At 72.0% G+C, this 12,840-nt stretch carries 12 protein-coding genes; 10 read left to right on the top strand and 2 right to left on the bottom strand.

Going from position 1 to position 12,840, the window contains the following annotated elements; all coding sequences use genetic code 11:
- Nucleotides 1-41: 41 nt before the first annotated feature.
- Nucleotides 42-860, top strand: coding sequence for an arylamine N-acetyltransferase family protein (locus tag ABT070_RS09925; protein WP_351757232.1), 819 nt, complete (start codon nucleotides 42-44; stop codon nucleotides 858-860).
- A gap of 82 nt (nucleotides 861-942) precedes the next feature.
- A complete protein-coding gene (locus tag ABT070_RS09920; protein ID WP_351757230.1) occupies nucleotides 943-2,229 on the top strand; it encodes a phthiocerol/phthiodiolone dimycocerosyl transferase family protein in 1,287 nt (428 codons plus the stop codon).
- A gap of 43 nt (nucleotides 2,230-2,272) precedes the next feature.
- Here the strand turns inward: ABT070_RS09920 and ABT070_RS09915 are convergent, their stop codons facing one another.
- Nucleotides 2,273-3,064 carry a putative protein N(5)-glutamine methyltransferase gene (locus tag ABT070_RS09915; protein WP_351757227.1) on the bottom strand — a complete coding sequence of 264 codons (792 nt, stop codon included), beginning with the start codon at nucleotides 3,062-3,064 and terminating at the stop codon, nucleotides 2,273-2,275.
- Nucleotides 3,065-3,295: 231 nt separating this feature from the next.
- Here ABT070_RS09915 and ABT070_RS09910 point away from each other — a divergent pair, with 231 nt between their 5' ends.
- The 3 genes from ABT070_RS09910 to ABT070_RS09900 all read left to right on the top strand — a co-directional run bounded on the left by ABT070_RS09910 (nucleotide 3,296) and on the right by ABT070_RS09900 (nucleotide 7,361).
- Nucleotides 3,296-4,939: an acyl-CoA carboxylase subunit beta gene (locus tag ABT070_RS09910; RefSeq protein WP_351757224.1), complete on the top strand. Its 1,644-nt coding sequence runs from the start codon at nucleotides 3,296-3,298 to the stop codon at nucleotides 4,937-4,939.
- A gap of 95 nt (nucleotides 4,940-5,034) precedes the next feature.
- Nucleotides 5,035-6,237 carry an acyl-CoA dehydrogenase family protein gene (locus tag ABT070_RS09905; protein ID WP_351757222.1) on the top strand — a complete coding sequence of 401 codons (1,203 nt, stop codon included), beginning with the start codon at nucleotides 5,035-5,037 and terminating at the stop codon, nucleotides 6,235-6,237.
- Between the two features lie 155 nt (nucleotides 6,238-6,392).
- Complete coding sequence (locus ABT070_RS09900) at nucleotides 6,393-7,361, top strand: zinc-binding dehydrogenase (protein ID WP_351757219.1); 969 nt, start codon at nucleotides 6,393-6,395, stop codon at nucleotides 7,359-7,361.
- Between the two features lie 244 nt (nucleotides 7,362-7,605).
- Here ABT070_RS09900 and ABT070_RS09895 read toward each other — a convergent pair whose 3' ends face one another.
- Complete coding sequence (locus tag ABT070_RS09895) at nucleotides 7,606-7,887, bottom strand: SHOCT domain-containing protein (protein ID WP_351757217.1); 282 nt, start codon at nucleotides 7,885-7,887, stop codon at nucleotides 7,606-7,608.
- A gap of 239 nt (nucleotides 7,888-8,126) precedes the next feature.
- On the opposite strand from ABT070_RS09895, the gene ABT070_RS09890 reads away from it, so the two are divergent.
- From ABT070_RS09890 to ABT070_RS09870, 5 genes are all read left to right on the top strand, one after another.
- A complete protein-coding gene (locus ABT070_RS09890) occupies nucleotides 8,127-8,558 on the top strand; it encodes a DUF7144 family membrane protein (protein WP_351757214.1) in 432 nt (143 codons plus the stop codon).
- Nucleotides 8,559-8,862: 304 nt separating this feature from the next.
- Complete coding sequence (locus ABT070_RS09885; protein WP_351757211.1) at nucleotides 8,863-9,702, top strand: SDR family oxidoreductase; 840 nt, start codon at nucleotides 8,863-8,865, stop codon at nucleotides 9,700-9,702.
- Nucleotides 9,703-9,813: 111 nt separating this feature from the next.
- A complete protein-coding gene (locus ABT070_RS09880; RefSeq protein WP_351757380.1) occupies nucleotides 9,814-11,202 on the top strand; it encodes a cytochrome ubiquinol oxidase subunit I in 1,389 nt (462 codons plus the stop codon).
- Nucleotides 11,199-12,248 (top strand): cytochrome d ubiquinol oxidase subunit II, encoded by a 1,050-nt coding sequence (locus tag ABT070_RS09875; protein WP_351757210.1) that lies wholly within the window; start codon nucleotides 11,199-11,201, stop codon nucleotides 12,246-12,248. The genes ABT070_RS09880 and ABT070_RS09875 overlap by 4 nt, the downstream gene beginning before the upstream one ends.
- The gene (locus tag ABT070_RS09870) at nucleotides 12,245-12,838 is read left to right on the top strand and encodes a gluconokinase (protein ID WP_351757207.1); all 594 of its coding nucleotides are present in this window, start codon (nucleotides 12,245-12,247) and stop codon (nucleotides 12,836-12,838) included. Before ABT070_RS09875 ends, ABT070_RS09870 begins: the two co-directional genes overlap by 4 nt.
- The last annotated feature ends 2 nt before the right edge of the window (nucleotides 12,839-12,840 follow it).

Genomic DNA, 12,840 nt, shown 5'->3' with positions numbered 1-12,840 from the left:
GCGGCCGGACGCGCAGCGCGACACCCCGGAGCAGAGAGGCAGTGACCGTGTTCGACACCGACAGCTACCTGCGGCGGCTGGGCCACGACAGCGAGCGGGACGGGCGTCCCGCACCCGACCTGGCCACCCTCGTCCGGCTGCACAAGCGGCACATGGAGACCGTGCCGTTCAGCAGCACCGGCTCCCTGGCCGTGCCGACCGCGAGCGGCGAGGTGGTCGATCTGGTCGACTTCGACCAGGACGCCACCTTCGACGCCGTCGTCGCGGCGGGCCACGGCGGCGGCTGCGTCCAGATGACCCGGCTGTTCCTGCGCCTGCTGCGCGACCTCGGCTACGACGTCGACCTGATCGCCGGCACCACGGCCGAGGGGCAGGCGGACTACGGCGTCGATGTCGAGCACATGCTGATGGTGGCCCACGTCGACGGCGCGCGCCGACTCGTCGACGTGGGATACGCCGGGCCGTCGTTCCTCGAGCCGCTGCGTCTCGACGGCGCCACGGACGGGCGGGAGCAGGTGCAGTACGGCTGCCGGTACCGCCTCGTCGAGGACGGCGACGGCGTGCTCCTGCAGCGCAGGCCGCGGCTGGGGCGCTGGAGCACGGTCTTCCGCTTCACCCCGAAGGTCCGCGAGCCGGCCGAGTGGTGCGCCTTCCAGGATCTGGCGAACGTGAAGCTGGCCGAGGTGGCCCCGCAGAGCGCGCCCCAGCTCTACAGCCGGGCCGTCGCCGACGGCCAGGTGGTGCTCAAGGGCCGGCGCCTGCTGACGGTGCGGGCCGGCGTCGAGAAGTCCCGAACCCTCACCGACGACGAGGAACTGCGCGCGGTCCGGGACGGGATCCTCGGCGGCACGCTCGGCTGAAGCGCGGCACACCGTCCCCCTCGCTCGACCCGGCTCGGTCCCCCACCGCTCATCTCGTCACCGTCGACAGAACAGGATGGACATGCGTCGCAACCTATCCCGCTCGGAGAACCTCTACGCCGGGGAGATGAGAACGCAGGCCGTGCGCATGTGCATGGTGCGCGGCGGCGTCGACCCCGACGCGCTCGACGCGGCATTCGCGGCGGTCCTCGCCGACCACCCCTCGCTGCGCAGCCGTCTGGAGCAGGACGCCGAGGGCGGTTTCCTCAGCCCGCTGAAGCCCGACGAACTGCCGCGCCTGGTCGTGCGTCCCGACGGCCCGGACGCGCTGGTCCAGGAATGGAACACGCCGCTGCCGCTGGGCGGCCCGCTGGTCCGCGCGGTGCTGCTGACCGGCGAGGAGGAGGACACGCTGCTCCTCGGGGCCGACCACGCGATCTGCGACGGCCGCAGCGCGACCGCCCTGTTGTTCCGCATGTGGCGGTACTACGCCGATGTCAGGGCCGGCGCGCACCCGGCCGGCCGGCCCGTCCGGGAGGACTGGCCGGCGGCGATCGACGACCGCCTGGCACCCGCCACCGAGGCCGACGTGGCCGCCTACGTCCAGGCGCGGCTCGACCGGGCCGAGGGCGCCCCCGTGGCCGCCCTTCCGTTCCTCGCGGCCCGGTCCGGCGACGTGGCCCCCGGGCAGGGCCGCACCCAGTCACGCCGGCTCCGGCTGACCGCCTCCGAGACCACGGCCCTCCTGGCGTTCGCCAAGAGCGCCGAGGTGTCGGTGCACGGGCTGGTCGGCGCGACGATTCTGGCAGCCGTACGGTCCGGACTTCCCGCGGAGTATGCCGACCACCGGCTGGCCTGCGTCTCCACGGTGGACCTGCGCGAGCGGGTGGAGCCCGCGCTGGGCCAGGAGGTGATGGTCCCCGCGGCCTCCTGGTACCAGGATCTGGTCGACGCGCCCGCGGGGGCCGACCTCGTCGCGCTCGGCCGTCGTCTCGGCGCGGGCCTGGGCGCCGCGGTCGACCGGGGTGACCCGGCCCTGGAACTGCAGTCACTGGATCGGCTGCTGGCCACCCCGCAGCTGCTGGCGGCGAGCATGGTGATGACCAACACCGGACGCGTCACCCTCCCGCCGTCCCCGCCCGGACTGGAGATCGTCGACCTGCGGGGGTTCGCGGTGTCCAGCAAGGCGCCGTCGTTCCTGCAGCACGGCCCGGTGCTCGCCTCGCTGACGACGGTCCGCGACCGCTTCCGCATCGAGCTGCCCTACAGCACCGAGTGCTTCACGGAAGGGCAGATGGACGCCGTCCACGACCATGCCCGGGCGACCTTGCGCGAGTTCACCGACCGTGCGCCGGTTCCGGCCGGGTGAGGCTCCGGTCGGGAGGTTTCCGGCCAGGTGAGGACCCGGCGCGCTAGTCGCCCGCGCGGGTTCCGACGACGACCGTGCAGTACATGTCGTCGTTCGTCGACACGCGTGTGACGAGGCCGTGGTCGGCCATCGCCCGCGCGGTGAGCGGGGCCTGCTCCTCGCTCGTCTCGATCAGCAGACTGCCGCCCGGCGCCAGCCACGCCGGCGCGCCGACGGCGACCCGCCGGTGCACCTCGACACCGTCGGCGCCGCCGTCGAGCGCGTGCTGCGGTTCGTGGTCGCGCGCCTCGGGCGGCATCATCGCGATCTCGTCCGTCGGCACGTACGGGGCGTTGACGACCAGGACGTCCACGCGGCCGCGCAGCGAGTCGGGCAGCGCGTCGTAGAGGTCGCCCTCGTACACATGGGCGTCGGGGCCTGCGTTCAGCCGGGCGCAGCGGACCGCGTTCGGGTCGACATCGGCGCACGACAGGTCGATCCCGGCGACCCGCGCGGCGACGGCGGCGCCGATCGCTCCGGTCCCGCAGCACAGATCGACGACGACCGAGCCCGGCCGGGCCAGCTCAGCCGCGAGGTCGACCAGGAACCGGGTGCGCTGACGCGGGACGAACACACCGGCGTCCACCCGGACCCGCAGTCCGCAGAACTCGGCCCAGCCGAGGATGACTTCGAGCGGTTCGCCGACGACACGGCGGTGCACCAGCACGTCCAGCTCGGCGGGTGTCGCGGCCGCGTCGAGGAGCAACTGCGCCTCGTCCTCGGCGAACACGCATCCGGCGCCGCGCAGGGTGCTCACCGTGCGTAACAGCACCTCATCGGCGGGAGTGATCGACATCGAAGCCTTTCGAGGGGGAATCCCGCCGACCGGGCCGATCCGCAGGCCGCGGATGCGCCACGTGCCGTCAGACCGGGGGATGTGGCGTGAGGGGATATCAACTTACGGTGACCAGCGGACGGTTCGCGCAGCTTAGCAGGAGAGGCCAATGGAGTTTGTGACCAGGCAAGTTGGCATCGAATGTGGGTCGGCGGCCATGAGGGCCGCACGCCGGCGGGCGGCCGGGCGATCATGAGTACGGTCACCGGTCCCGCGGCGGTCTCCGAGGTCGCCGCCCCCGATGCCCCCGATGTCCCCGACCCGCGCACGACGGCGGGCAAGCTGGCCGACCTCCGGCAGCGCACCGACGCCGCGCTGCACGCCGGCAGCGCCGCCGGGGTGGAACGCCAGCGGGCGAAGGGGCGCGGAACGGCCCGCGAGCGCATCGACGCCCTGCTCGACCCCGGCTCCTTCGTGGAGCTCGACGCGCTGGCCCGGCACTCGCCGGCTCCCGGCACGCAGGAGCGTCACGCGATGGGGGACGGCGTCGTCACCGGCACCGGCACGATCGACGGCCGCCCGGTGGCCATCTACAGCCAGGACGCCACCGTGTTCGGCGGAACGCTCGGTGAGGTGCACGGCGACAAGATCGTCAAGCTGATGCGCCTGGCGGCCAAGGTCGGCTGCCCGCTCGTGGGCATCAACGACGGCGGAGGCGCGCGCATCCAGGAGGGCGTCGGCACACTCGGCCGCTACGGCGAGATCTTCTACCACAACGTGCGCTGCTCCGGCGTCGTCCCGCAGATCTCGCTGATCATGGGCGCGTGCGCCGGGGGCGCGGTGTATTCGCCGGCGCTCACCGACTTCACCGTCATGGTCGACCGGACCAGCCACATGTTCATCACCGGGCCCGAGGTCATCAGGACCGTCACCGGCGAGGAGGTCGACTTCGAGACCCTCGGGGGCGGCCGCCCGCACAACTCCCGGTCGGGTGTGGCGCACTACCTGGCCTCCGACGAGGACGACGCGCTGTCCTACGTCAAGGACCTGCTCAGCTATCTGCCGAGCAACAACCTCTCCGTGCCGCCGGTCTTCTCCCCGCCGGCGTCGGCGGGTTCGAGCGCCGACGGCCCGACCGCCACCGATCTCGAACTCGACGCGATCGTCCCGGACTCGCCCCACCAGGCCTACGACATGTGCGAGGTCATCACCAGGGTGCTCGACGACGGTGAGTTCCTCGAGGTGCAGCGGATGTTCGCGCCCAACATCCTCGTCGGCTTCGGCCGGGTGGACGGGCGCAGCGTCGGCGTCGTCGCCAACCAGCCCACGCATGTCGCGGGCTGCCTGGACATCGACGCCTCGGAGAAGGCGGCGCGGTTCGTGCGCACCTGCGACGCGTTCAATGTGCCCGTCCTGACGTTCGTGGACGTGCCGGGTTTCCTGCCCGGCGTCGACCAGGAGTGGGACGGGATCATCCGGCGGGGCGCCAAACTGATCTACGCGTACGCGGAGGCGGTCGTCCCCAAGATCACGGTGATCACGCGCAAGGCGTACGGCGGGGCCTACGGCGCCATGGGCTCCAAGCACCTCGGCGCCGACGTCAACCTGTCCTGGCCGACCGCGCAGATCGCCGTGACGGGCGCGGCGGGAGCCGTCGGCATCCTCTACCGCAAGGAACTGGCGGCACTCGAGGGCGACGAACTGGCGCAACGCCGTGCCCAGTTGGTGCGTGAGTACGAGGACCAGGCCACGCCCTACGCCGCGGCCGACCGCGGTTACGTCGACGCGGTCATCCAGCCGTCGCGCACCCGGGCGCAGATCGGATGGGCGCTGCGGCTCCTGGAGACCAAGCGCGCGGAAGGGCCACCCCGCAGGCACGGGAACATCCCGCTCTGAGCGGGACGCGGCCCCGGGCGGGGACGCGAGGCAACGACGGGAAACACAGCGGGACCCGGACCCGACAGCCGACGGACCGAAAAGGGCGTACACAGATGAGTCTCCCCGAAAGCGCTACGCACTCCGAGTCGCCGAAGACACCCGATCCCCATGACTTCCTGGCCCTGGACGACGAACTGGGCCCCGCCGAGCGGGACGTGCGCGACACGGTGCGCGCCTACGCGACGACCGAGCTCCTGCCGCACGTCGCCGACTGGTACGAGCGCGGGGAGCTGCCCCGGTCGATCGCCAAGGAACTCGGCGCGCTCGGGCTGCTCGGGATGCAGTTGGACGGCTACGGCTGCGCCGGGCTCTCGGCCACCGCCTACGGCGTCGCCTGCCGCGAACTGGAGGCGGTGGACTCCGGACTGCGCAGTTTCGTGTCCGTGCAGGGCTGCCTCGCCATGTGCGCCATCCACCGCTGGGGCAGCGAGGAGCAGCGGAAGGAGTGGCTGCCCCGCATGGCCGCGGGCGAGGCGCTCGGCTGCTTCGGCCTGACCGAACCGGAGTCGGGCTCCGACCCCGGCTCGATGCGTACGTCCGCCCGTCGCGACGGGGACGACTGGGTGATCAACGGCACCAAGGCGTGGATCAACAACGGCACCCTCGCGGACGTCGCCGTGATCTGGGCACACGCGCGGGACGAGGTGCGCGCCTTCCTCGTGCCCACCGACACAGCGGGATTCACCGCCGAGGAGATCACCCGCAAGCTCGCCCTGCGGGCCTCGAACACCGCCGTCCTCACCCTGGACGAGGTGCGGGTCCCCGCTTCGGCCGCCCTTCCCGGGGCCCACGGTCTGAAGACGGCGTTCTCGTGCCTGAACGAGGCCCGCTTCGGCATCGTCTGGGGTGTGGTCGGCGCCGCTCGCACCTGCTACGCCAGCGCGCTCGACTACGCCGCCGGCCGTGAGCAGTTCGGCCGCTCGCTCGCCTCCTTCCAGCTCTCCCAGCGCAAGCTCGCGGACATGGTGGTGCACGTCAATCACGCCGGGATGACCGCGCTGCGGCTGGCCCGGCTGAAGGAGTCCGGCCGGCTGGCGCCCACGCAGCTCAGCCTCGGCAAGCTCGCCAACGTGCGCGCCGCGACCGAGGTCGCCCGCACGGCCCGCAGCATCCTCGGCGCCAACGGCATCACCCTCGAATACCCGGTGATGCGGCACATGGCCAACCTGGAGGCCGTGCTCACGGTCGAAGGGACCGAAGAGGTCCACACCCTCAGCATCGGCCGTGCGGTCACCGGCGTTCAGGCGTTCCGCTGACGGTCCCGAGCGTGACGCTGCCGTCCGGCAGCACGTGACACCCGCCCCCCCCGCGTACGACGAGGAGTTGCCATGCAGCGGCGCGACATTCCACCACCCCTTCGCCCAACGGGCCATCGCCCGCGGCGCACGAGCCGGGGCAGGAGGGCGGGAAGGTGAAGGCTGTCTACGCGGCACGTCCCGACGCCGAGGACCCGCTGGCCGCGCTGGTCGTCGGCGAGCGTCCCGATCCCGAGGTGCCCGACGGCTGGTCGCTCGTCCGGGTCAGGTCCGTCTCCCTCAACCACAAGGATCTGTGGACCCTGAGGGGTGTCGGCCTGAACCACGACAAGTATCCGCGGATCCTGGGCTGCGAGGCGGCGGGGGAGGACCCCGACGGCCGGCGCGTGGCGCTCTATCCCGTACTGGAGTCCCCGCCGGGCACCGCGGACGAGACCCTGATCCTGCCGGCCGCGCAACTCGTCGGCGCCCGGCCGGGCACGCTGGCCGAGTACATCGCCGTGCCCGCGGCCAGCCTGCTGCCGGTCCCGGACCAGCTGGCCTGGGAAGAGGCGGCCTGCCTGATCTGCACCTGGCTGCCGGCGTACCGCATGCTGTTCACCAAGGCCAGGCTGCAGCCCGGCGATTCGGTGCTCGTGCAGGGCGCCGCCGGCGGACTCTCCACCGCGCTGATCGCGCTGGGGGTGGCCGGCGGACTCCGGGTGTACGCCACCAGCCGTACTGCCGCCAAGCGAGAGCTGGCCAGGCGCCTGGGCGCCCACGAGGTGTTCGAACCCAAGGCGCAACTGCCCGAACAGGTGGACGCCGTCATCGACAGCGTCGGCCGGGCGACATGGACGCACTCCCTGCACAGCGTGCGCCCCGGCGGCACGGTCGTCGTCGCCGGCGCCACGTCCGGGGACGTCTCGCCGGCCCGGCTGCACCGGGTCTACTTCCACCAGGTCAACATCGTCGGGTCGTTCAGCGGCACCCGGGACGAATACGCGCGGATGCTGAGGCTGATGCACACCACGGGAATCCGGCCCCTCGTGGACGACGTCATGCCGCCCCAGGACGCGCGCGCGGCGTTCAAACGCCTGCTGGACGGCGACGTCCGGGGAAACCTCGTACTGAGCTGGCCGTAGGGTGCGCGGCGCGGCGCGCGGGTCGTGCGCCCGGCCGTCGCGAGGGCGCACCGCCACCCGACCCGAGACACGACACGGCACGCACGGCACGGCACGACACCGAGGCTGCCCGGCGACCGGCTCGCCGCCGGGCAGCCGGTGCGCACCGGGATCGACGTCATGCCCCACGGGGACACACACGGGGACGCCCACTGAGACGTCCACTGAGACGACCACGGGGAGGGGGACGGGGACGGGGACGGATTCAGGACTCGAGGATCCTGCGCTTCTGGTCCTCGAACTCGGCCTCGGTGAGGACACCCTGGGTCTTGAGCTCCCCGAGCTGCTTCAGCTGGTCGATCTTGCTGCTCATGTCGGCCGGCTGGGCGGGCGGGGGAGCGGCGGCCGGCGCCGGCTGCGGCGCGGCCGGCTGAGCGTCCTGCTGGGCCCAGCGCCCTTGCTGGCGGCGTGACACGCGGTTCGACACGGCGGTCGCGGTACCGGCCACTACGGCTGTGCGGGCGACCCCGCGGAGGAGACCTGGCACGGCGGTTTCCTTTCTCGCCGGAGACCTGCGAAAGGGACGGCTTTCCCCGCCGACGCGCGACGGTCGGCGCGCCGGACACCCCCATTGGACCACCGTCGGATTTCCCTCGCACGTCGGCCGGGGCGCCGAACTGCGCGCATACCGGTGTTCTGCCGGTTTGTGCTTCTCATGGCAAGCTGATAAGTGGGCGACCGAACGGCCACCTGTCAGTGGCGATATGCGTGTGGGAGGAGCCCGAAATGACCGCGACCGGAGTGCACCACGGACACGGAACGGCGAGCGGCGGCGGGGCGTGGGTGTCCGGCTGGACCGGCTTCGCCGGGGTCATGATGATCTTCGGTGGGGTGATGGCGATATTCCAGGGAATTGCCGCCATCGCCCAGGACGACGTCTTTGTCGTCACCAATGGCTACGCCTACAACTTCAACCTGACCAGCTGGGGCTGGATCCATCTCGTCCTCGGCGTTCTGGTCGCGCTCGCGGGCATCGCTCTGTTCCGTGGCGCGGTGTGGGCACGCGTCGTCGGCGTCGCGGTGGCCGGTCTGTCGATGATCGCCAATTTCATGTGGCTGCCTTACCAGCCCGTGTGGGCCATCGTGCTGATCGCCGTGGACGGTTTCGTCATCTGGGCGCTGTGCATCGGGACGGGCCGGGACGCCCGCACCGAGTAGCCCCCGCGCGCGGCCCGTCCGATCGGCCCGCCCCAACAGCCGCCTGACCAGCCCGTTCGACCAGATCGTTCGACCAGCCGGTGCGCGCCGGCCGGTCGGAGCGGCCGGTCCGAGCGGGCCGTGCGTCGCGGGCGACCGGCCGGCGCCTTCGGCGCCCGTTGGGCCGTTCGCGCGGGCAGGGACCCCGGGCGGCTGACGGGAGACGTGCCACCGTGCCGTACCGGTCCACGCGTGTTTTCGTTGTCGGGCGGATTCCTCTGAATGTCCGCCGAATGTCCGCGCCGGCACGCACAGGGAGACACGAGTGGAAACCAGCGGCAGTGACGGTCGCCAGCCCCTTGCCCCGCTGCTCCTGAAAGGGCAGAAGGCACTGGTGACGGGCGCGAATTCCGGCATCGGAAAGGCCACCGCGATCGGCCTCGGACGGGTCGGCGCCGATGTGGTCGTGAACTATGTGGCGGGGCGGGAAGCCGCGGAAGAAGTCGTGCGGGAGATCGAGGGATTCGGCGTCCGCGCCTATGCGCACGAGGCCGATGTGTCCCAGGAGGACCAGGTCGTCGACATGGTCTCCCGAATGGTCGAGGAGTTCGGGACCATCGACATCATGGTCGCCAACGCGGGACTCCAGCGAGACGCCCCCGTGACCGACATGACCATGGAGCAGTGGCACAAAGTACTGGACGTGAATCTGACCGGACAGTTCCTCTGCGCACGCGAGGCGACCAAGGAATTCATGCGGCGCGGAGTCGTCCCGGAGGTCTCCCGGTCCGCCGGGAAAATCATCTGCATGAGCTCGGTCCACCAGCTCATCCCCTGGACGGGCCATGTGAACTACGCGTCGTCCAAGGGCGGGGTGCAGATGCTCATGGCGACCCTCGCGCAGGAACTCGCCCCGCACCGGATCCGGGTGAACGCCGTCGCTCCGGGAGCGATCCGCACGCCGATCAACCGCAGCGCCTGGGACACCCCCGAAGCCGAGGCCGACCTGCTCCGGCTCGTCCCCTACCACCGCGTCGGCGACCCGGACGACATCGCGAACGTGGTGGCCGCGCTGGCCTCCGACCTCTTCGACTACGTGGTGGGGACGACGCTCTACGTCGACGGCGGAATGACGCTGTTCCCCGGGTTCGCCACGGGCGGCTGAGACCCGCCACGCCTCAGCCATCCGGGACGAGCCACCGAGGACCATGTGAACAGCGCGATCGACCACTTTCTGGCGGACGGCCCCGCACAGCTGCTGCCGGCCCGGGAGCTGATGGCCTTCACCCTGGGCTCCCACATCCTGCTCGTGCCCTTCGGCGTGGCCCTGCCCGCCATCACCCTCCTGATGCACTACCGCGGACTGCGCAAGGGCGACGCCGTCGCCCTGCTGCTCGCGCGTCGCTGGTCGGCGGTCATGGCCGTCCAGTTCGCCATCGGCATCGTGACCGGCACCGTCCTCTCCTTCGAACTCGGCCTGCTGTGGCCGGGGATGATGGGCCGGTGGGGCGATGTCTTCGGCCTCGGCTTCGGGGTCGAGGCCTGGGCGTTCTTCCTCGAGGCGATCCTCATCGCCATCTACCTGTACGGCTGGCGCCGGCTCAAGCCGTGGACGCACTTCTGGCTCGGCCTGCCCCTGCCGCTCGCCGCCCTGATGGGGGCGTTCGGCATCGTGGCCGCCAACTCCTGGATGAACACCCCGAGCGGCTTCACCCTCGACGCGTCCGGCGACCCGGTGGACGTCGACGTACGCAGGGCGATCTTCACGCCGATGTTCGGCCCGGAGTACTGGCACTTCGTGGTCGGAGTGGTGCTGACCGCCGGCTATGTCGTCGCCGGGGTGTACGCGGTCGGCTGGCTGCGGGGCCGCCGGGACCGCTACCACCGGCTCGGCTTCACCGTGCCGTTCACCGTCGCCGCGATCCTGACCCCCGTGCAGTTCGTGCTCGGGGACTCGATCGCCCGCTCCGTCTTCCACAAGCAGCCGGTGAAGTTCGCGGCCACCGAGATCGTCTGGAAGACCGACACCCATGTGCCGGAGTACATGTTCGGGCGTCTGCATTCCGACGGGACGATCACCGGCGGGATCAAGATCCCCCAACTGGACTCGATCCTCGCCGGTTTCAGCCCGAGCACCAAGGTGACGGGCCTGTCCTCGGTCCCGGCGAGCGACCGCCCGACGGCCATTCAGGCCACGATCGCGCACTGGGCGTTCGACATCATGGTGACCATCGCGAGCCTGCTCGCCCTGCTCGCGCTCTGGTACGGCTGGTGCTGGCTGCGCCGCCGTGACCTGCCCGGGTCACCGTGGTTCTTCCGGTGCGCGGCGCTGGCCGGCGGGGCCTGTCTGCTGACCGTGGAGTGCGGCTGGATCACCACCGAGGTGGGCCGTCAGCCCTGGATCGTCTACCAGAACATGCGGGTCGCGGAGGCGGTGACGGACACCCGTGCCTCGACCCTGTGGACGATGCTCGGCATCGTCATGGTGCTCTACGTCCTCGTGTTCGGCGCCTTCCTGACCGTCCTGCTGAGGATGAGCAGACGGTGGCGGCTGGCCGACGAGGGCGCCGGCACGGCAGCCGCCACCGGGGACGTGGAGGGCGACACCCCCTACGGGCCCCGGCCGTTGTCCACGACCGGGGGCAGGGACGGGGGCGGCACATGACCGAGGACGCCGTCGCCTGGGTGCTGCTGGCCGTGGTGGCCGCCTACGCGTGTGCCGGCGGCACGGACTACGGCGCCGGATTCTGGGACCTGCTCGCGGGCGGCACCGAGCGGGGCAGGCGTCCCAGGTGGCTCATCGACCACGCCATGGAACCGGTGTGGGAGACCAACAACGTCTGGCTCATCTTCGTCCTGGTCATCATGTGGACCGGCTTCCCGGTCCTCTTCCAGACGGTCTTCACGGCCATGTGGCTGCCGCTGGCGCTGGCCGCCGTGGGACTCGTCCTGCGCGGCGCCGGGTTCGCCCTGCGCAAACCCACGCAGCGCATCGCCGGGCGCAGGGTCTACGGCGCCGTCTTCGCCGTCTCCTCGCTGCTGACGCCCTTCTTCCTCGGCGCGGCGGTCGGCGGGCTGGCCACGGGCCGGGTGGCTCCCGGCACGAAGGCGACGGCCGACGCGTGGTCCAACGGGACGTCCGTGATCGCCGGCCTGCTGACCGTCGCCGCGACCGCCTTCCTGGGGGCGGTGTTCCTGACCGCCGACGCCCGCCGCTTCGACGCCGCCGACCTGGTCGGATACTTCCGGCTGCGGGCCTGGTGCAGCCTCGGCGCCCTCGCCGTCCTGGCGGTCGTCGGCCTCGTCGTCACCCGCGACGACGCGCGCTACGTCCACGACGGGCTGACCAGCGGAATCGGCCTCGTTCTCGTCCTGGTCGCGGTCGCCGCCGCGGCGGCCACCGCCGGGCTGCTGTACCGCACCGCCACGGGATGGGCGAGGATCACCGCCGTCGGCAGTGTGGCCCTCGTCGTCGTGGCGTGGGGGCTGGCCCAGCGGCCCTATCTCATCCCCACCTCGCTGACCGTGTCCGAGGCGGCCGGTGCGCCGACCACGCTGCGCTGGCTGCTGCTGGTCACGGCCATCGCCGTGGTGCTCGTCGGACCGCCTCTCGTCCTGCTCTACCGGCTGGACACCGCCGGGGCCCTCCAGCCCCTGACCGAGGCGGACCTGCGGCGGACGTCGGCCGGACGGGAGCCCGAGAGCCCGTGACCGGCGGCGGGGAGCAGAGGGGAGGGGACCCGGCGCGCGGGGAGCCGGTGCGCGGGGCCGGGCTGGGGCCGCCGATCGTGCTGGTCCTCGGCGTGTCCGGTTCCGGGAAGACCACCGTCGGCAGAGCGGTCGCCGAGCGGCTCGCGGTGACGTTCGTCGAGGGCGACGGCTTCCACAGTGCCGCCGACATCGCCAAGATGACCGCCGGTCACCCTCTGGACGACGAAGACCGCGAGCCCTGGCTGCGGGCCCTCGCCGACCGCGTCCGGCACGCCGCCGAGGCCGGGGAGGGGCTGGTCCTCGCCTGCTCGGCCCTCAAGAGGGCGTACCGCGACGAGCTCAGGGCGGCCGCCGGCGGCCGGCTCTGGTGCCTCTACCTGGCCCTGGACCGGGACACCGCACGGGACCGCGTGTCCCGGCGCACCGGCCACTTCATGCCCGCCCGGCTGGTCGATTCGCAGTTCGCGACGCTGGAGCCACTGGAACCGGACGAGCCGGGCCTGACCCTGGACGCCACAGCCGGTCCCGGGGCCGAGCTCGCCCGGGTGCGGGCCGCCGTCGCCTCCTTCGAGCGGTCCACGGGCCGCTGACG

Origin of the sequence: Streptomyces sp. NPDC002884 (assembly GCF_040295245.1) — a bacterium.
Lineage (GTDB): Bacteria > Actinomycetota > Actinomycetes > Streptomycetales > Streptomycetaceae > Streptomyces.
The sequence above is the reverse complement of the archived record's forward strand: the minus strand, read 5'-3'. Positions and strand labels throughout refer to the sequence as shown.

Bases quoted from the DNA above. Each gene is read 5' to 3' on its own strand.
- ABT070_RS09875 (WP_351757210.1), top strand. From the start codon at position 11,199: ATGACCGAGGACGCCGTCGCCTGGGTGCTGCTGGCCGTGGTGGCCGCC.
- ABT070_RS09920 (WP_351757230.1), top strand. From the start codon at position 943: ATGCGTCGCAACCTATCCCGCTCGGAGAACCTCTACGCCGGGGAGATG.
- ABT070_RS09910 (WP_351757224.1), top strand. From the start codon at position 3,296: ATGAGTACGGTCACCGGTCCCGCGGCGGTCTCCGAGGTCGCCGCCCCC.
- ABT070_RS09905 (WP_351757222.1), top strand. From the start codon at position 5,035: ATGAGTCTCCCCGAAAGCGCTACGCACTCCGAGTCGCCGAAGACACCC.
- ABT070_RS09890 (WP_351757214.1), top strand. From the start codon at position 8,127: ATGACCGCGACCGGAGTGCACCACGGACACGGAACGGCGAGCGGCGGC.
- ABT070_RS09880 (WP_351757380.1), top strand. From the start codon at position 9,814: ATGGCCTTCACCCTGGGCTCCCACATCCTGCTCGTGCCCTTCGGCGTG.
- ABT070_RS09915 (WP_351757227.1), bottom strand. From the start codon at position 3,064: ATGTCGATCACTCCCGCCGATGAGGTGCTGTTACGCACGGTGAGCACC.